Source organism: Flagellimonas marinaquae, from assembly GCF_023716465.1.
In the GTDB taxonomy this organism is placed as follows: Bacteria; Bacteroidota; Bacteroidia; order Flavobacteriales; family Flavobacteriaceae; genus Flagellimonas; species Flagellimonas alginolytica.
On sequence record NZ_CP092415.1, the window covers coordinates 2,554,026 to 2,572,001 of the forward strand.

At 41.9% G+C, this 17,976-nt stretch carries 16 protein-coding genes; 10 read left to right on the forward strand and 6 right to left on the reverse strand.

Features of this window, described 5'->3' with window-relative positions; translation table 11 throughout:
- Nucleotide 1: 1 nt before the first annotated feature.
- On the reverse strand, nucleotides 2-1,231 hold the full coding sequence (gene pepT, locus MJO53_RS11445) for a peptidase T (RefSeq protein WP_252079165.1): 1,230 nt from the start codon (nucleotides 1,229-1,231) through the stop codon (nucleotides 2-4).
- Nucleotides 1,232-1,392: 161 nt separating this feature from the next.
- On the opposite strand from pepT, the gene MJO53_RS11450 reads away from it, so the two are divergent.
- From MJO53_RS11450 to MJO53_RS11465, 4 genes are read left to right on the forward strand one after another with little or no spacing between them, the layout of a single operon-like run.
- Nucleotides 1,393-1,755: a hypothetical protein gene (locus tag MJO53_RS11450; protein ID WP_252079166.1), complete on the forward strand. Its 363-nt coding sequence runs from the start codon at nucleotides 1,393-1,395 to the stop codon at nucleotides 1,753-1,755.
- A 57-nt stretch (nucleotides 1,756-1,812) separates the two neighbouring features.
- Nucleotides 1,813-2,853: a quinone-dependent dihydroorotate dehydrogenase gene (locus tag MJO53_RS11455; RefSeq protein ID WP_252079167.1), complete on the forward strand. Its 1,041-nt coding sequence runs from the start codon at nucleotides 1,813-1,815 to the stop codon at nucleotides 2,851-2,853.
- 6 nt (nucleotides 2,854-2,859) lie between these two features.
- Nucleotides 2,860-3,516 carry a LysE family translocator gene (locus MJO53_RS11460; RefSeq protein ID WP_252079168.1) on the forward strand — a complete coding sequence of 219 codons (657 nt, stop codon included), beginning with the start codon at nucleotides 2,860-2,862 and terminating at the stop codon, nucleotides 3,514-3,516.
- A 21-nt stretch (nucleotides 3,517-3,537) separates the two neighbouring features.
- Nucleotides 3,538-4,401 (forward strand): hydroxymethylglutaryl-CoA lyase, encoded by an 864-nt coding sequence (locus MJO53_RS11465; protein ID WP_252079169.1) that lies wholly within the window; start codon nucleotides 3,538-3,540, stop codon nucleotides 4,399-4,401.
- 51 nt (nucleotides 4,402-4,452) lie between these two features.
- Here the strand turns inward: MJO53_RS11465 and MJO53_RS11470 are convergent, their stop codons facing one another.
- Nucleotides 4,453-6,672: a TonB-dependent receptor family protein gene (locus MJO53_RS11470; RefSeq protein WP_252079170.1), complete on the reverse strand. Its 2,220-nt coding sequence runs from the start codon at nucleotides 6,670-6,672 to the stop codon at nucleotides 4,453-4,455.
- Between the two features lie 234 nt (nucleotides 6,673-6,906).
- Here MJO53_RS11470 and guaB point away from each other — a divergent pair, with 234 nt between their 5' ends.
- Nucleotides 6,907-8,379 (forward strand): IMP dehydrogenase, encoded by a 1,473-nt coding sequence (guaB, locus tag MJO53_RS11475; RefSeq protein ID WP_252079171.1) that lies wholly within the window; start codon nucleotides 6,907-6,909, stop codon nucleotides 8,377-8,379.
- Between the two features lie 22 nt (nucleotides 8,380-8,401).
- Here the strand turns inward: guaB and MJO53_RS11480 are convergent, their stop codons facing one another.
- Nucleotides 8,402-8,917 carry a thioredoxin family protein gene (locus MJO53_RS11480; protein WP_252079172.1) on the reverse strand — a complete coding sequence of 172 codons (516 nt, stop codon included), beginning with the start codon at nucleotides 8,915-8,917 and terminating at the stop codon, nucleotides 8,402-8,404.
- Between the two features lie 98 nt (nucleotides 8,918-9,015).
- Nucleotides 9,016-10,254, reverse strand: coding sequence for a diaminopimelate decarboxylase (lysA, locus tag MJO53_RS11485; RefSeq protein ID WP_224835190.1), 1,239 nt, complete (start codon nucleotides 10,252-10,254; stop codon nucleotides 9,016-9,018).
- A 163-nt stretch (nucleotides 10,255-10,417) separates the two neighbouring features.
- Here lysA and MJO53_RS11490 point away from each other — a divergent pair, with 163 nt between their 5' ends.
- The 5 genes from MJO53_RS11490 (at nucleotide 10,418) to MJO53_RS11510 (ending at nucleotide 14,113) form a co-directional block, all read left to right on the forward strand.
- The gene (locus tag MJO53_RS11490; RefSeq protein ID WP_224835189.1) at nucleotides 10,418-11,056 is read left to right on the forward strand and encodes an LON peptidase substrate-binding domain-containing protein; all 639 of its coding nucleotides are present in this window, start codon (nucleotides 10,418-10,420) and stop codon (nucleotides 11,054-11,056) included.
- 120 nt (nucleotides 11,057-11,176) lie between these two features.
- On the forward strand, nucleotides 11,177-12,370 hold the full coding sequence (sucC, locus tag MJO53_RS11495; protein WP_224835188.1) for an ADP-forming succinate--CoA ligase subunit beta: 1,194 nt from the start codon (nucleotides 11,177-11,179) through the stop codon (nucleotides 12,368-12,370).
- 347 nt (nucleotides 12,371-12,717) lie between these two features.
- Entirely contained in the window at nucleotides 12,718-13,053 is a 336-nt protein-coding gene (locus MJO53_RS11500; RefSeq protein WP_252079173.1) for a hypothetical protein, read from the forward strand.
- Nucleotides 13,054-13,170: 117 nt separating this feature from the next.
- Nucleotides 13,171-13,572: a TerB family tellurite resistance protein gene (locus MJO53_RS11505; protein WP_252079174.1), complete on the forward strand. Its 402-nt coding sequence runs from the start codon at nucleotides 13,171-13,173 to the stop codon at nucleotides 13,570-13,572.
- A 115-nt stretch (nucleotides 13,573-13,687) separates the two neighbouring features.
- On the forward strand, nucleotides 13,688-14,113 hold the full coding sequence (locus tag MJO53_RS11510; protein ID WP_224835185.1) for an Hsp20/alpha crystallin family protein: 426 nt from the start codon (nucleotides 13,688-13,690) through the stop codon (nucleotides 14,111-14,113).
- Between the two features lie 89 nt (nucleotides 14,114-14,202).
- Here MJO53_RS11510 and uvrB read toward each other — a convergent pair whose 3' ends face one another.
- Entirely contained in the window at nucleotides 14,203-16,191 is a 1,989-nt protein-coding gene (gene uvrB / locus MJO53_RS11515) for an excinuclease ABC subunit UvrB (RefSeq protein WP_252079175.1), read from the reverse strand.
- 48 nt (nucleotides 16,192-16,239) lie between these two features.
- Nucleotides 16,240-17,970 (reverse strand): T9SS type B sorting domain-containing protein, encoded by a 1,731-nt coding sequence (locus MJO53_RS11520; RefSeq protein WP_252079176.1) that lies wholly within the window; start codon nucleotides 17,968-17,970, stop codon nucleotides 16,240-16,242.
- Nucleotides 17,971-17,976: the final 6 nt, after the last annotated feature.

Consider the following 17,976-nt stretch of genomic DNA (forward strand, 5'->3'; position numbering starts at 1 on the left):
CTCACTTGATTTGACTTGCTGTAAGTTCGCAAATTTTTACGATGACCTTTACCGCTTTTTCCATGCTTTCCAATGGAACGTACTCGTACTTGCCATGAAAATTATGGCCGCCAGCAAAAATATTGGGGCAGGGTAGTCCCATAAAGCTTAGTTGGGAACCGTCCGTTCCCCCTCGAATCGGTTTTATGATCGGTTCTATTTGTAGTGATTTCATGGCCTCTTCGGCGATTTCCACAATATGGAAGACAGGCTCTACTTTCTCCCTCATGTTTTTGTATTGGTCTTCTATGCTCAATTCTATGTATTCCCCATGTTTTTTGTTGAGTTTGGCCTGTATATCCACTAGGAGGTCTTTTCTTGCCTGAAAATGAACTGCATCGTGATCCCGGATTATCAGCTCTATTTCTGCTTTCTCAATTTCACCCTTAATTTTATGTACATGAAAAAAACCTTCCCGACCTGTAGTGTGTTCCGGCACTTCGCTCGGTGGTAAGTGCGTTAAAAAGTCGTTGGCAATGCCAATGGCATTAATCATTTTGTTCTTGGCATACCCAGGATGCACACTCTTCCCGGTAATCAAAATTTTTGCTTTGGCCGCATTAAAGTTCTCGTATTCCAGTTCACCTACTTGACTGCCGTCCATAGTGTAGGCCCATTCGGCACCAAATTTTTCCACATCGAATTTATGGGCTCCGCGACCTATTTCTTCGTCGGGCGTGAAAGCTATCCGGATAGTGCCGTGTTTTATTTCGGGGTGTTGGATCAGGTATTCCATAGCCGTGATTATTTCAGCAATACCGGCTTTATCGTCCGCTCCAAGCAATGTGGTTCCGTCCGTGGTAATCAAAGTTTGACCTTCGTATGCTTTTAGGTCCTCAAAATAATCGGGAGATAAAACAATATTTTTTAATTTGTTCAATACAATGTCCTTCCCATCGTAATTCTCAATGATCTGTGGCTTCACATTCCTTCCAGAAAAATCGGGAGAGGTATCAAAATGTGAAATAAAACCAATGGTCGGTACTTTTTTTTCAACATTGCTCGGCAGGGTGGCCATGATGTAGGCATTCTCATCAATAGACACCTCTTGCATACCAATTTGATGGAGCTCCATCACCAGTTTTTTGGCGAGGTCCCATTGTTTTTCGGTGCTAGGGGTGGTTTTGGAGTAGGGGTCACTTTGGGTATCCGTGGTCACATATTCCAAGAATCGAGCTAATAATTTATCCATGTTCGTTGGGCATTTTCATCAAAAATAATGCTTATTCAAATGCAATTTTAGAAATCATCGGCATTAATGCCTATCTTTCAGAAACCAAATAATTGCACCCACCATTGAAATTTGTAATAGCATCTCTTTTTTTACTTTACGGCGTTTTCAGCTTTGCCCAAATGGACTGTATTTTGGGTGTTGGAGGGCGTGATAATGAGACCATTGCCAAAGTTTTTGAGCTAACGGAAGTCCAGCGTGAAAACCTGAAAAACTGGAGTGCCGAGCTAAAAGTGCGTAACGATATTTTGGAGGACAAGGCTAAGTTCTTAATGAAAAAGAACGAAGAAAGCTCTCCGGAGGTGTTGCTGGCGGTCAGTAAAAAATATGCAACGATAATGGACAGCATGCGGCAGAATATTCGAATGATGGATAAACGGCTGCTCAGTACGTTTACCGAATCCCAGTATGACAAATATGTAAAAATGTGCGATCAACTAACTTTACGCCCTATCTACATAAATAGGTCGGTCAACGAAAATTGATCGATTTGTCCAGAACTGTTTTAAGAGTTTTTATTTTTGTCCAAAATCCCATTTTGCATGTATAAATTTTTGATCCGCCCGGTACTTTTTTTGCTTGATGCTGAGGCTGCGCACCATTTTTCCTTTTCGGCAATTAAGTTATTCTCCAAACTTGGTTTTGGCGGGCTTTTTAGGAGTGTTTTTGCCATGGACGATCCTAGGTTGGAGCGCGAGGTTTTTGGGGTCAAGTTTAAAAATCCGGTAGGATTGGCAGCTGGCTTTGATAAGGATGCCAAATTGTACAACGAATTCTCCGATTTTGGTTTTGGCTTTGTGGAAATTGGAACGGTAACACCAAAACCGCAGCCGGGAAATCCTAAAAAGCGCTTGTTCCGTCTGCTCGATGACAAAGCCATTATTAACCGAATGGGTTTTAATAATAATGGGGTTTTCGAAGCGGTCGAACAATTAAAGAAAAAACATCGCGTAATTGTTGGGGGAAATATTGGGAAGAACAAAATTACTGCGAACCAAGATGCGATCAAGGATTATCTGATATGTTTTGAAGCCCTGTTCGAACATGTGGATTATTTTGTGGTCAATGTAAGTTCACCCAACACGCCCGGGCTCAGAGAGCTACAGGATAAGGAACCGTTGACCAAATTGTTGAAAAAACTAAAGATCCACAATGGTAAACTGGCCAAAAAGTTGAATAAGAAAGAAAAGCCAATTTTATTAAAAATTGCGCCGGATTTAACAGATGACCAACTGCTGGATATTATTTCGATCGTAACGGATACACAAATAGAAGGGGTGATCGCCACCAATACGACCATAGAAAGAAAGGGGTTGAAGTCGCACCTTATTTTAACCGAAGAAAAAGGTGGCCTGAGTGGCAAACCTTTGACTCAAAGGAGTACAGCGGTTATTCGCTTTTTGTCGGAAAAAAGCAATAAGGCATTCCCGATTATTGGCGTGGGCGGTATCCACTCCCCGGAAGATGCAATGGAAAAATTGGAGGCGGGAGCGGATTTGGTACAGTTGTACACCGGATTTATTTATGAGGGTCCTGGGCTTATCAAAAAAATAAACAAGGCCATTTTGGAAAAAATGGGCTAAAATTATATGCAAAGTCTCGTTTTGTTTCTGGAAACTATCAATTATCCCATATTGATCGGTTTTTTGGTGTCCTCAATTGCCCTTGCCCTGTCGCCGGGTCCAGATAATATTTTTGTGTTGGCACAAAGTATCAGCAACGGTACAAAAGCGGGAATGGCCACAGTTTTTGGTTTGGTGTCCGGTTGTTTGGTGCACACTACCTTGTTGGCATTTGGGGTTTCTGAAATCATAAAACGGAGCGATGCATTGTTTTTTGCCATTAAGCTGTTCGGTGCCGTGTATCTGTTGTTTCTGGCCTATAAAGTGTATCAAAGTGATGCCTCTATTATGCTCGACAAAGAAGGGCAGCCTGCTAAATCACCAAGGAATCTTTTTTGGACGGGATTTACCATGAATGTCCTGAATCCTAAGGTCACCATTTTCTTCTTGGCATTTTTTCCAGGTTTTTTATTCAGTGATATACTTGATACCGTGATTCAGTTTTACGCTCTTGGACTACTTTTCATGCTTTCGGCCTTATTGGTCTTTGGTACAATAGCTTTTTTGGCCGGTAGTATTTCCAATTATTTGACCGGGAATAAAAAAGCGGGGATATACCTAAAATGGGTGCAGATAATTGTGTTTATGGGTATTGCGGTTTATCTATTTCTATCGGATAAATAAGTAGTATTTTTACGGATACATATGTCAAAAGTAAAACTCATAGAATGTCCACGGGATGCCATGCAGGGGATAAAAACCTTTATTCCAACGCAGGAAAAGGTAAAATACATCCAGTCCTTGTTGGGTTGTGGTTTTGATACCATCGATTTTGGAAGTTTTGTATCCCCAAAAGCTATTCCGCAGATGAGGGATACTGCTGAGGTTTTGGCCAGTTTGGATTTGTCGCGGACACAGAGTAAGCTCCTATCGATCGTTGCCAATGTGAGAGGGGCGGAAGATGCCTGTAAGCACGCAGCCATTGATTATTTGGGTTTTCCATTCTCTATTTCGGAAAACTTTCAAATGCGTAATACCCACAAGACGATCGATCAGTCCGTGGAAACCCTAAAAGGGATATTGGAATTGGCCGACACCCACAATAAAGAAGTGGTCACCTATATTTCTATGGGATTCGGGAATCCTTATGGTGATCCTTGGGATGTGGATATTGTAGGCGAGTGGACGGAAAAATTAGCAGCAATGGGAGCCCGCATACTTTCGTTATCGGATACCATTGGGAGTTCCACGCCCGAAGTAATCGACTATTTGTTTTCCAACCTGATTCCAAAATTCCCGGAAATCGAATTCGGGGCCCATTTGCACACCACACCGACCAAATGGCACGAGAAAGTGGATGCAGCCTACAAAGCAGGCTGTCGTCGTTTTGATGGGGCCGTTCAAGGTTTTGGTGGTTGCCCCATGGCCAAGGACGAGCTTACCGGAAACATGCCCACGGAAAAAATGCTTTCCTATTTTACGACGGAAAAGGCTGATACGGGTGTTAACTGGATGGTCTTTGAGGCTGCTTACAATAAGGCGACAGAATTGTTTTCCGAATATCATTAAAAAAGGCAACCCATAAGGATTGCCTTCTATTTCTTTTGAGCAAACTATTAATTAATATTTGAGCTCTATTCCTGCATAGATCCCAAATGGATGTCCAGGCCGTAGTCCGGCAGGAACTCTGGCAACTGCATATTTTTCATCCAATAGATTGATCATGTTGGCAGTAAGGGCTATGTGGTCGTTGAATTTATACCGGCCTCCAAAGTCCATAATAAAATTTGAACTTACCTTCTCGTTGGCAGGTATGGGACCTGAGCCCGCCAAAGTTCGGAATGCTCCGTTGTATCTGCCGCTAAGGTTTATCTCAAATTTATCGTGCTCCAATGATAAAGAGGTGTTGAACTGATGCTTGGAAATATAAGGTAGCTCATCCCCTGAAGAAACCTCACCCCAAATGTCGTTATTGCTTCCAAAATCGTTCATGAATTCTGTATCGGTGAACGTGTATCCAAACGTGAGGGGCAATTGAAAATTTGGGTTGTTCTCCAAGATGTTGTAGTTGAGCAAAAGTTCCACACCTTGTACATTTACCTCACCGGCATTAAACTGATCTAGTGAACCAGTTCCGCCCGTGGCGGCCAGATCACTTCCCAAAAGGTTACTGTAATCGTTATAAAAACCAACAATTTCTCCAGAAATCCCTAAGAATGAGAATCGGGTTCCCAGCTCAGAATTTACGCTCTCTTCCGGGTCTTCACCGGGTTGGTTGCTTGGAGGGGAAAATCCTTTGTGGATACCACCAAAAACGGATAGGTCATTAAAGTTATAGTTGAAACCAATACCGGGAATAAATACATCAACATTGTTGCGTCTTTCAGAAATATCGGTGCCGGCACGTTGTACATCGTCTGTACCGTAATTCAATCTTTCCAATGAAATGTTCTCGTAACGAAGACCAGGGGTCAAGGTCAAGTTGTTTATTTTTAGTTTGTACATGGCGTATGATGCGAAAGCCTTGGCACTGCTGATGCGGTTGGCATTGGTTCCGGGAATACCGGCATTTACCAATTCCATGTTTCCGTTTACCATGGCGTAATCGTCTATCCATTGAAAGCGATCTTCTTCGTCGTAATGGTAGCGCAATCCAATTTCCAGATCATGGTAGGTGTTTGCTCCGCTCCAGTGATAGTCCAATTTGGTTTGAACACCGGTGGATAAATAATCACGGTTGTTGTTTCTGGAGTTAAGGAAATCGTTCGCACCGCTGTTTGATGAACCTTTAACCAGGTCGAGGTAGGGTTCGTAGGTATTGGGGTCGTTAAAAATAGTACCGATACCTTCCCGTTCACCATCAATGGTAACGTAATCTACCTTATACCAGTTTCTGCTAAAATCGTTGTAATAACCGGTTGTGGTAATCCTGAATTGATTATTGAACTTTAAAGCGTATGTTCCCATTACCTGAAAATGTTCCGCATTCATTTCATCATTTTGGGAGCCAGCATAACGGTCGAAAGGATTGGCGTTAAAATCTTCTTGAGTAAGTCCTAGGTAAGTCTCATGGGAAGTTTCATCAGAGTATTGAAATTTGAGCTCAAACTCTTGTCCAAGCTTAGCTTCTGCATTGGTATTGAGCCTAACCTTGGCAACTAGATCATTCTTGTCAAACCCTGTATTATCATCATTCCGAAGGTTTTTAAATCCATTTGAATTGTAGTTGAGGTATTCAACAGAGTACCCAAAATTTTTGTAACTATCACCAAGTTGAGCATGTACTCTACCAGTATCAAAGCTTCCGTAGCTACTGTTCAGAAAAATTCCGAAGTTATCGGGAATTTCTGTAGAGATCATATTTATGGCACCTCCAGTGGTGTAGGGTCCAAATTGAACCTGACTGCTTCCCTTTAAAATTTCAACGGCCTGCATCCTTGCAATGGTGGGGAAATAATAGGCAGAGGGTGCGCTGTAGGGTGCCGGAGCTATAAGGACACCATCTTCCATTAAGGTTATTTTAGAGCTTCGTTCGGGAGAAGTTCCTCTTAAACTGATGTTGGGACGTAGCCCAAAGCCATCTTCTTCATAAATATTTACGCCGGGAACTGCACGCAGTACTCGGTTTACATCGGTATAATTAAACTTTTTGATTTCCTCGGGAGAAACGTAGTATGATGAACCCGTTCTGTTTTTTGCGACAAATTTGCTCCCAAAAATAACTTTGGCGGATAGCACCACTTCGTTCAATTCTATTAGTGTGGAATCACTGTTGGATGCCTGTTGCCCGGAAACAAGCAGGATACAAAAAAATGCGATGATTGTAGTTAGTCGATACATTGTGTTAATTAAGACTGAGTTTAAATAAAAAAATCGGCGCAAAATTACTACTAACTTTAGGTAAAGCAAAGCTTATTTGGAATAAATAAATTTAACGACAGAGCATTTAACATTTTTGGGTAGTCTACCAACATACTGCAAGACCAAATCAAAAATGTAAAAACATAAAGTGTTAGTAGGTTCGACGTTGTTTAAAATAGTGGTATATTTGCACGCAATTAATCCGTAATTGCAATGGAAGCTCACCTAAACAAAATTGTTGGCGAAGGACTTACTTATGATGACGTTCTTCTTGTGCCGGCATATTCCGAAATACTTCCCCGAGAAGTCAACATTCAATCAAGATTTACCAAAAACATTACCATAAATGTGCCCATTGTTTCTGCGGCCATGGATACTGTGACCGAATCCCGAATGGCAATTGCCATGGCAAGGGAGGGTGGTATTGGCGTTCTTCACAAAAACATGACCATAGAAGACCAGGCGCTAAAGGTCAGAAAAGTGAAACGTGCGGAAAGTGGAATGATCATGGATCCAGTTACACTTCCGTTGGATTCAACTGTACGAGACGCTAAAGCCAGCATGAAAGAGCATAGTATTGGTGGTATTCCCATTGTTGACGCAGAAAAAAAATTGATCGGTATCGTAACCAATCGTGATCTCCGATTCGAAAAGAACGATGGTCGCCCTATTTCAGAGGTAATGACCTCTGAAAATTTGGTGACCGTGGGAGAGGGCACCTCTTTACAACAGGCCGAAGTAATTCTTCAGGAAAACAAGATCGAAAAACTTCCTGTGGTCAATCAAAAGGAGGAACTGGTCGGTCTGATCACTTTTAGGGACATTACCAAACTTACCCAAAAACCCATTGCGAACAAGGACCAATATGGGCGTTTACGCGTAGCCGCTGCCATTGGAGTAACGGGAGATGCTGTTGATCGTGCCGGTGCATTGGTAAAAGCCGGGGTCGATGCTATTATTATAGATACGGCACATGGGCATACCAAAGGTGTGGTGGGTATACTTAAGGAAGTCAAGAAATCCTTCCCCGAATTGGATGTCGTGGTAGGTAATATTGCTACGGCCGAAGCTGCAAGATATTTGGTGGAAGCGGGTGCGGATGCTGTTAAGGTAGGTATTGGACCAGGATCTATCTGTACCACACGCGTGGTGGCAGGTGTCGGTTTCCCACAGTTTTCAGCAGTTTTAGAGGTTGCCGCTGCACTAAAAGGAACCGGGGTTCCGGTAATTGCCGATGGTGGAATTCGGTATACCGGAGACATTCCCAAGGCTATAGCAGCTGGAGCAGATACAGTAATGTTGGGTTCGTTGTTGGCAGGAACAAAAGAATCGCCTGGCGAGACGATAATTTACGAGGGACGTAAATTTAAATCTTACCGTGGCATGGGCTCTGTTGAGGCAATGAAGCAAGGTAGCAAGGACCGATACTTTCAAGATGTGGAGGACGATATTAAAAAACTGGTTCCCGAAGGAATTGTAGGTCGCGTACCTTACAAAGGTGAGTTAATGGAAAGTATGCACCAATTTATTGGTGGTCTGCGCGCTGGAATGGGGTATTGTGGCGCAAAAGATATCGAAACTTTAAAAGAGAGTGGTCGATTTGTAAAAATTACTTCGAGCGGCATTCACGAAAGTCATCCGCACGATGTGACTATTACGAAAGAAAGTCCAAATTATAGTAGATAAATATTGAAACGCTGGGGGGCAATTACTTCCCAGCGTAGCTTTTCCAGTCTTGATCTTTATAGATGTTCTCGCCAAAATACTTGGCGATCTGCATAAAAGGTTCCACTTGTTGATAACCGGGCACGGGTGAAAGCATATTTAGTTTTTCGTCCAAGAAGACTACAGTGGGGTAGCTCATGCGCCCTTGCAACAGCGCCGCTGCCAACTCGTGATAGCCTCTTCTGCCCGAAGGTATGTACTTAAAGGTTTTTCCCTGATATTCAATAGGGTCTTTGCCTTCAGCATCCATTTTTACCATATAGAAATTATCCTGCATATATTTGGAAACCTCAGGGTTTTGAAATGTATTCTTGTCCATTTTCTTGCACCATCCACACCAATCGGTATACACATCAACAAAGATTTTTTTAGGGCTTGCATCCGTTTTGGATAACTGGACGGCTTCATCCCAAGAAATCCAATTAATTTCTTGAGCTTGGGCGTTAAAGCCTATCAATACTATAAAAAGTAAACTGATTTGGGTAAAAATTGAGCGCATAGTCGTTATTTTTGACGCAATTGTCGTCTTATCTCTACAAAACTAACGAAAATTATGCCAAAAAAGTATTGATTTTAACAGCTTGATAGGGCTTACTTCTATTTTACCGGTTGCTCTTGCGGAACATTAAAAACATCCTTGATGTCCACTTGGTTGCGCAGGATATCATCAAAAGTTTCTCTTTTTCGTATTAAATGTGCCTTGCCTTGGTACCAAAGTACTTCAGCGGGGCGGTATCTGGAGTTGTAGTTGCTTGCCATGGTAAAGCAATACGCACCGGCATTTCTAAAGCAAAGTATATCGCCCTCCGAGATTTCGTTGATCCTGCGGTTACTCCCAAAAGTATCCGTTTCACAAATGTAACCTACCACAGAATAGTAGCGTTCCCTGCCTTTTGGATTGGATATGTTGATTATTTCGTGATTAGATCCATATAGCATTGGACGAATCAAGTGATTGAAACCAGAATCGACACTTGCAAAAACGGTTGAAGTGGTTTGCTTCACTACATTCACTTTGGCCAAGAAATAGCCGGCTTCGCTTACCAAAAATTTTCCTGGTTCAAAGGCAAGTGTCAGTTCGCGGCCATAATCCTTGCAAAATGCATTGAACTTTTTGGTCAGTTTTTTGCCCAACTCATCAACGTTGGTCTCAATGTCCCCTGCTTTATATGGCACTTTAAATCCACTGCCAAAATCGATAAACTCTAAATCTTTGAAATTTTTAGCCGTTTCGAACAAAATTTCAGAGGCATAGAGGAATACATCAATATCCAAAATATCGCTTCCCGTGTGCATGTGTATGCCATTGATGTTCATGTTGGTAACCTCCACAATACGCAATAGATGCGGTATTTGGTGGATACTGATGCCAAATTTTGAATCGATATGGCCAACAGAAATCTTGGAATTTCCTCCAGCCATTACGTGCGGATTTATTCGGATACATACAGGAATGTCTGGATGCTTGCTGCCGAATTGCTCCAAAATGGAGAGGTTGTCTATATTGATTTGAACGCCAAGGGCGGCCGCTTCCTCTATTTCCTCCAGGGAAACCCCGTTTGGCGTAAAAATAATGGACTCTGGTTTAAAGCCTGCCAAAAGGCCCAAATTGACCTCTTGTATGGATACGGTGTCCAAACCGCTACCCAAACTATTTAATAATCTAAGGACGCTTATATTGGAAAGGGCTTTCGCAGCATAGTTCAACTTTAGCTTTGGCACTCCTTTAAAAGCGTTGGTCAGCTTTTTATATTGCGATGTGATTTTATCGGCATCGTACACGTATAATGGTGCACCAAATTGTTCGGTAAGTTGAAGTAATTCCTTAGAGTTCATGTTAATTACATATTTTGAGCAAAACTAGGTTTTGTAGGTGGGTTACGCAAAAAAGAAATTTCAAAATATAAATATATAACAAAATGTTTTAAATAAAACATCAAAACTTAAATAAGGTTGTTCTTTTGGATTCTGATCTGTATTTTTAGAGGAAATTGGAATTATGAAGCTACCCTTATTTCCACTACAATCCGTTTTTTTTCCTGGAGAAACAGTGCCACTTCACATTTTTGAGGATCGTTATAAGCAATTGATCAACGATTGTAGGAATGAGGCGCTCACTTTTGGTATCCCGGTCTATATCAACAATGCCATCAACTATGGAACTGAAGTGCAATTGGTGGAAGTTGTAAATACCTATGAATCCGGTGAAATGGACGTGGTATGTGTGGCGCGTCAGGTTTTTAAAGTGTTGAGTTTTGAAAAACAATTGGAAGGAAAGCTATACGCTGGAGGCGAAGTGGAGTTTTTGGAAACGGAAAATGACGCAAATGATCGTCTAAGGGAGGAAGTGATTCAAAAGGTTGAGGCGCTCTACGATATTATGGACGTTCCCTTTACCAAAACATCGCCCAAACAATTCAACAGCTACTCCCTAGCCCATAAAATGGGGCTTTCTTTTGAGCAAGAATATGAGTTATTGCTTATTAAGAAGGAAACCGATCGATTAAACTTTATAAAAACACATTTGGAGGCTGCGACCAGTATACTTACCGAAGTGAACCGTGCCAAAGAGGTTATCGAGATGAACGGGCACTTCAAAAACTTTGATCCGCTCGATTTTCAAGATTTTACATTGTAGCCATCCGTGGAATCAATAAAAAGCCCATAATTTATACTTGGGTATCAATTATTCATTTAACAACTTCAATTTGTCAGCGTTGTTTTCTATTTTTGTCAGCAAACAAAAGTAAATTCACAGATGAATCTTCACGAATATCAAGGAAAAGAGATTTTAGCCAGTTTTGGTGTTAGGATCCAAAGAGGGATAGTTGCTCACAACGCCAAGGAAGCGGTAGATGCCGCAAAACAACTTACACAGGAAACCGGAACCGGATGGCACGTTATCAAAGCGCAGGTTCATGCAGGTGGCCGTGGAAAGGGCGGAGGAGTTAAACTGGCCAAAAACTTGAAAGAAGTAGAAGAATTGGCAGGAAGTATTATCGGGATGAACCTGGTTACCCCGCAAACATCGGCAGAAGGGAAAAAAGTACATCAGGTTTTGGTAGCTGAGGATGTGTATTATCCCGGCGATAGTGAGACCAGCGAGTTTTATATGTCCGTTCTTTTAAATAGAGGTACGGGTAGAAACATGATCATGTATTCCACTGAAGGTGGGATGGATATAGAAGAAGTGGCGGAAAAAACGCCGCACCTTATTTTTACCGAAGAAGTTGATCCTGGTTTGGGCCTGTTGCCGTTCCAGGCGAGAAGAATTGCCTTTAACCTTGGCCTGTCCGGTACTGCGTTCAAAGAAATGGTAAAGTTCGTGATGTCGCTCTATAAGGCATATGTGGAAAGTGATTCCAGTCTTTTTGAGATCAATCCGGTTTTGAAAACATCGGACGATAAGATTATGGCGGTAGATGCCAAAGTTACCATAGACGATAATGCGCTGTACAGAAGAAAGGCTTACGCAGAGATGCGTGATCTGCGCGAAGAGAATCCGATCGAAGTAGAAGCTCGTGAAGTTGGTTTGAATTATGTGGATTTGGATGGTAATGTAGGCTGTATGGTAAATGGGGCCGGTTTGGCCATGGCCACTATGGATTTGATCAAAATGGCCGGAGGAGAACCGGCGAACTTTTTGGATGTAGGTGGGACCGCCGATGCCAAAAGGGTGGAAGAAGCTTTCCGTATTATCCTGAAGGATCCTAACGTAAAAGCTATCTTGATCAATATTTTTGGTGGTATTGTTCGTTGTGACCGTGTTGCCCAAGGTGTGGTTGATGCGTACAAGAACATGGGTGATGCCATTCAAGTGCCGATTATTGTAAGATTGCAAGGGACCAATGCAGAGTTGGCCAAAGAAATTATAGACAACTCAGGGTTGGCCGTGCATTCCGCGGTACAGTTTAAAGAAGCGGCAGATAAGGTCGAGGAGGTTCTGAGCTAGTCTTGACCATTTAAAAATATCCAAAAAGGGCAATGTTAACAAAACATTGCCCTTTTTGTTTTTTGTAGTGGATATCCGATGCATCAGTGTCGTTTTTGCCCGAAATTCTTATCTCATTAATTATGAGCCTGTTTTGATTTAGAACGATTTTTTAAAGTTCATTTTTGGGTTTATAAAGAGTATTTGCCCAACGTTAAGGACATTAAACATTTGTTAAATCGATAAAAAGTGTAATAATTTACTTTTTAAATCGTCTTATTTTTGTGGTGTCTTAAAAAAAGGACCTTAATCGGGACTTGTTTTTAGCAAATCATTAATCATTCAATTTTAATCAAAAAACAAAAATCATGAAAAAATTAAGAACTGTTTCAGTAGCGTTGGCACTTATGGCAACCATGAGCGCATTTGCAACAAAAGGAAAAAAAGCGACCAAGGAGAACAATCTTTCCGGTCAGATTTATGAAATGTTGAAGGATAATCAATTCAACGCAGATCATAAGGATTTGACTGCCGAGGTTCGTTTTATCGTAACAGAAAAAGGCGAATTGTTGGTTCTCTCTGTTGAAACCAAAAACGATGTTTTGGAGGGCTTTGTTAAGAGTCGTTTAAATTACCAAAAGGTGGAATTAACAAATGTTGCTCCCGGAAGAGTATATGAGCTTCCAGTAAAAATTACCGCGTAATACACGGGAATTGTTTGAGTTAGTTAGAAAAAAGCCCTGAATTTCAGGGCTTTTTTGTACTAAAAAGTATGGTTTTGAAGTTATCTACAGTAGGATCGATAACCAAAACCAAGCTTTATGGGTACTCACAAAGAAAAATTGAGCATTCTTTCGCAAATGATCGCCTTTGCCAGGGTAGATCATTCGATAAAGCAGTCAGAGTACGATTTTTTGCTTCAGGTGGCACATACCCTCGGCATTGGTAAAGATATCTTCGAAGGGCTTCTTAAGGAAAAATCCCCTAAGGTCCGCTTAAAGACCCAAGCAGAGCGCATAGTACAATTCCATAGACTTATCCTTCTTATGAATATCGACAAGGAACAACATAGGAAGGAAATAGACAAACTCTATAATATCGGACTAAAAATGGGGCTCCCGCCGGCGGCTATCAGTCAGGTTTTGGAGGTTATGCACCGTTATCCGGACAATATTGTACCGCCCGATGTGCTGATCAATATCTTTAAGGCGTATTATAATTAATGTCAAAATGACATTTTTTTCACCCTCAAACACGTCAAAATGACATAGATTTTGTGTTGGTACAGGTTTTGCTTTTTACTGGTTGATTTAGATGTTTAACTAAAATTGAATCGCCATGAGTATAGTAAAAAGAAATAACCTGTTTTTTCCATCATTGATGAATGATTTTATGGGTCCTGATTGGTTCGGTGGAACAGAGAAGTGGAATACTTCCGTACCTGCAGTAAATATAAAGGACAATACAGAAGGTTTTGAATTGGAACTTGCTGTTCCTGGTATGAAAAAAGAAGACTTTACCGTAGAAATCGATAACGATGTACTTACCATTGCCAGTGAAGTAAAAACTGAAAATGAAGAAAATAAGGACAACTACACAAGAAAGGAGTTCTCGTTCACATCGTTCAAAAGGGCATTCACATTGCCGGAAACCGTAGATGGATCTAAAATAGATGCGAAGTACGAAGATGGGATACTAAAACTGATGTTGCCCAAAAAGCAAGAGGCATTGCCAAAACCCAAAAGACTGATTGAAATAGGATAAGGCACTAGAACACCAACTAAAGGTGTTTCATGATGGTTGGATTAGTTGGTTAGTTGAGGCGCGCTCCGGCATTTGCTGGAGCGCGTTTTTTATTTTTTTTCTTGCAACATTTTTATTTCGTCCCTTAATTTGGCGGCTTCCATAAAGTTGAGTTCTTTGGCAGCTTTTTCCATGGCCTTTCTTTTTTCGCGAATCAGTTTTTCTTTTTGATCTTCCGTAATATAGTTTAGATCTGGCTCGGCGGCACGTAACTCTTCTTTTTGAAAGTGGTAGGTGGATACCGAGTTTTTGGCAAGTGCACTGTCCAGGTTTTTCTTGAGTGCGGTAGGGGTTATGTTATTTTCTTTATTGTAGGTAATTTGCTTTTCCCTGCGATAATTGGTTTCGTCTATGGTTTTTTGCATGCTTTCCGTAATCTTGTCGGCATACATAATGGCTTTCCCGTTCAAGTTTCTTGCAGCACGCCCTACGGTTTGGGTGAGCGAGCGGTTACTTCTTAAAAAACCTTCCTTATCGGCATCCAGTATGGCAACTAGGGAAACTTCCGGTAGATCCAATCCTTCTCGCAAAAGGTTTACTCCGATCAAGACATCAAAAAGTCCCTTGCGCAGGTCTTGAATGATCTCCACCCTTTCCAAAGTGTCCACATCACTGTGAATGTATCGACAGCGAACATCAATTCTGGTTAAATATTTGGTGAGCTCCTCGGCCATACGCTTGGTCAGTGTCGTGACCAAGGTACGTTCATCCAATTCTACACGTTGTTGGATTTCTTCAACAAGGTCATCGATCTGGTTTTCGCTGGGGCGAACTTCGATTATAGGGTCCAGCAACCCCGTTGGTCGGATAATCTGTTCCACATAAATACCTTCGCTCAATTCCAGTTCGTAGTCAGCGGGAGTGGCACTAACGTATAGTACTTGATTTTGTAGGGCTTCAAATTCTTCAAACTTTAACGGACGGTTGTCCATTGCCGCCGGTAACCGGAATCCATATTCCACCAAGTTTTCCTTTCTAGATCGGTCGCCGCCATACATGGCATGTACTTGCGGTATGGTAACATGGCTTTCATCGATCACCATTAAATAATCATCTGGAAAATAATCCAGCAAACAGAAAGGTCTGGTGCCCGGTTTTCTGCCGTCAAGGTACCGAGAGTAGTTCTCGATTCCTGAACAATAGCCTAGTTCGCGAATCATTTCCAAATCAAAATTGGTGCGTTCCTCCAAACGTTTGGCCTCTAAAGGCCTGCCGATTTCCTTAAAATAATCCACTTGTTTTACCAAATCGTCCTGAATCTCGCGAATTGCATTTTGTAATACATCCGGGGAGGTAACAAACATATTTGCGGGATAAATGTTCAAGGTGTCGTAAACCTCTATAACGTTATTGTTGTACGGGTCCAATGCTTCGATTTCCTCAATTTCATCACCAAAAAAATGGATACGGAACGCATGGTCGGCATATCCTGGAAAAACATCGACCACATCTCCTTTTACCCTAAAATTTCCATTTCTGAAATCTGCAGTGGTCCTTGCGTACAGGCTCTGTACCAACTGTTTTAAAAACTTGGTCCTAGAAATAACTTGATCCCTATGAATGGTGATAACGTTTTTTTGAAATTCTATCGGATTTCCGATACCGTACAAACAGGATACCGACGCTACAACCAGGACGTCCCTTCTTCCGGATAAGAGAGAGGAGGTGGCACTTAAACGCAATTTCTCGATATCCTCGTTTATGGAAAGGTCTTTTTCTATATAAAGTCCACTGGTCGGGATATAGGCTTCAGGTTGATAATAATCATAGTAGGACACGAAATATTCGACCGCATTGTTCGGAAAAAATTGTTTGAACTCTGAATATAGTTGTGCCGCCAAAGTTTTGTTGTGTGCCAAAACCAGAGTAGGCCGTTGAACGGATTCCACAACGTTGGCCACGGTAAATGTTTTTCCCGATCCGGTTACGCCGAGCAAGGTTTGGTGTGCTGTTTTGGACTCAATGCCCTCGACCAATTGTTTTATCGCCTGCGGCTGATCGCCGGTAGGTTTAAAATCGGAAACTACCTGAAATTTCATGCTGTAAAAATACTAAAGGATGTTCCTAAAAGGAAGTAAAAAGGGATATTATCTTTTTAAGGAAAAATGCCCTTTGAACTCCCGGTCCGAATCATCAATGGCCATGTACCAATAATCTCCGGCGGGTAAGCTGCGCCCGGCCAAATTTCCGTCCCAACCCAGGGAATATTGCGAAATTTGTTTTATAAATGTACCGTAGCGATCAAAGATTCGGATACTTTTAAAAACAATTTCTTGCGTCCCTGTTGGCTGTATAAACTGCCAATAATCGTTTATGTTGTCCCCATTGGGCGTAAAGAATTTTGGAAATCCCTCCACGGTCAAGTCCTGGGCGAATTTTTGCTGGGCAATGCCACAACCGTTCTTGTCCCTAACATAGAAGATGTGGCTTCCGGGTGCCACATTGTTAAAAACATTGCTGTCCAAATATGGGCCATCTATATCATCTATGGCATATTCGTAATCTCCGTTACCTGATGCAACTACGGTTATTCGAAGTGAGGAGACCAGAGTCTCGGCCATTATATTTTCTATGGTTGCCATTTCCGATGAAACGACCTCGAATACTTGACTCGAGGGACATTCAATGGTATTGCCATTTTGATTGATCGTATTGTAGGCTTCGTACCTGTACCTGCCGTTTTCAGTGATGGTAACGTCACTGGTGTCCGAGATTAGGGACTCATTTTCAAATTGATCTATCCGAAACCACCGGTAACCTTCTGCAATGTCGGTTGAATTGATGATTAGTGGGCCATTGTTATCGCAAGAGGATATGGTAGCGGGAAAATCTATTTCCGGGTTTACAATAACGTATTCCCCAGTATCAAAATCCAAAAAGGGGCCACATCCCAACAAGGTGGTAAAACTGGTCTGGGTGCACCCTTCTGCTGCCCCTGCATCGTTAAAAGGAACAATTGTGATAAAAAAAGTTTTATTTGATTCAAAATTAACGACCGGGGTGGAATTGCTATAAAATGTGGAGCCGTCAAGAATGTCCGTGCCCGTAGGTGTTGTGCCAATGGTAACGATGTATCCTGTTGCATCGGGTACGGCATGCCATTCCAATACAGGAGATAGCGGTACATTGGTTTCTCCGTTCAGCGGATAAATAATATTGGTGCAATCGGGTATTTCGGATTCGGCCCGTGTTGTAAATTGTTGATAGGTACAGCCCATTGCCGTTCCCAATGCGTTGTATGGTACAATTGATGCGTAAATAGGGGTCTCCGGGGGTAGATCGGTTATTGGGTTATAGGTAAGGGTGTTGCCAACATCAAAATTATTCAGAAGTTCCGTGCCTCCAGGTGTTGTGCCCAAACTAAGATTGTAGCCCGTTGCAGCGTACACATAGGACCAGGATATGTTGGTATTTGGATTTATGTCCACAGCGTTGTTCAATGGATTGGTTATTTCGGTACATTCTGGAACTGTGGAAATGGGTTCTGTGGTAAAACTGTAGCTTGGACAGGTAATATTGGGCTGGTCAAAAAAGAAAAGGGTTATCGTTACATAAATAGTGGTATTGGCAGGTAGTCCAAGTGGCGGTACATAGGAAGATCCACTGGCAAATTGTGTGCTCAGGATGTCGTCGCCCCCGGGTGTTGTTCCCATGGTTATATTGTAGGAGGGAACTCCATCTACCGATTCCCAATCAATTGTGGCGTCCAAAGGAACATTTGTAGCTCCATTGGCAGGGTAAACCGGATTAGGGCAATCCTGGGCCCAAAAGGAATGGTTGGCCAGGAGTGCCCATAAAATTAATATTCTGTTCAGCATTACATG

Coding starts and splice junctions, on each gene's coding strand:
- pepT (WP_252079165.1), bottom strand. CDS start 1,231: ATGGATAAATTATTAGCTCGATTCTTGGAATATGTGACCACGGATACC.
- MJO53_RS11450 (WP_252079166.1), top strand. CDS start 1,393: ATGGACTGTATTTTGGGTGTTGGAGGGCGTGATAATGAGACCATTGCC.
- MJO53_RS11455 (WP_252079167.1), top strand. CDS start 1,813: ATGTATAAATTTTTGATCCGCCCGGTACTTTTTTTGCTTGATGCTGAG.
- MJO53_RS11460 (WP_252079168.1), top strand. CDS start 2,860: ATGCAAAGTCTCGTTTTGTTTCTGGAAACTATCAATTATCCCATATTG.
- MJO53_RS11465 (WP_252079169.1), top strand. CDS start 3,538: ATGTCAAAAGTAAAACTCATAGAATGTCCACGGGATGCCATGCAGGGG.
- MJO53_RS11470 (WP_252079170.1), bottom strand. CDS start 6,672: ATGTATCGACTAACTACAATCATCGCATTTTTTTGTATCCTGCTTGTT.
- guaB (WP_252079171.1), top strand. CDS start 6,907: ATGGAAGCTCACCTAAACAAAATTGTTGGCGAAGGACTTACTTATGAT.
- MJO53_RS11480 (WP_252079172.1), bottom strand. CDS start 8,917: ATGCGCTCAATTTTTACCCAAATCAGTTTACTTTTTATAGTATTGATA.
- lysA (WP_224835190.1), bottom strand. CDS start 10,254: ATGAACTCTAAGGAATTACTTCAACTTACCGAACAATTTGGTGCACCA.
- MJO53_RS11490 (WP_224835189.1), top strand. CDS start 10,418: ATGAAGCTACCCTTATTTCCACTACAATCCGTTTTTTTTCCTGGAGAA.
- sucC (WP_224835188.1), top strand. CDS start 11,177: ATGAATCTTCACGAATATCAAGGAAAAGAGATTTTAGCCAGTTTTGGT.
- MJO53_RS11500 (WP_252079173.1), top strand. CDS start 12,718: ATGAAAAAATTAAGAACTGTTTCAGTAGCGTTGGCACTTATGGCAACC.
- MJO53_RS11505 (WP_252079174.1), top strand. CDS start 13,171: ATGGGTACTCACAAAGAAAAATTGAGCATTCTTTCGCAAATGATCGCC.
- MJO53_RS11510 (WP_224835185.1), top strand. CDS start 13,688: ATGAGTATAGTAAAAAGAAATAACCTGTTTTTTCCATCATTGATGAAT.
- uvrB (WP_252079175.1), bottom strand. CDS start 16,191: ATGAAATTTCAGGTAGTTTCCGATTTTAAACCTACCGGCGATCAGCCG.
- MJO53_RS11520 (WP_252079176.1), bottom strand. CDS start 17,970: ATGCTGAACAGAATATTAATTTTATGGGCACTCCTGGCCAACCATTCC.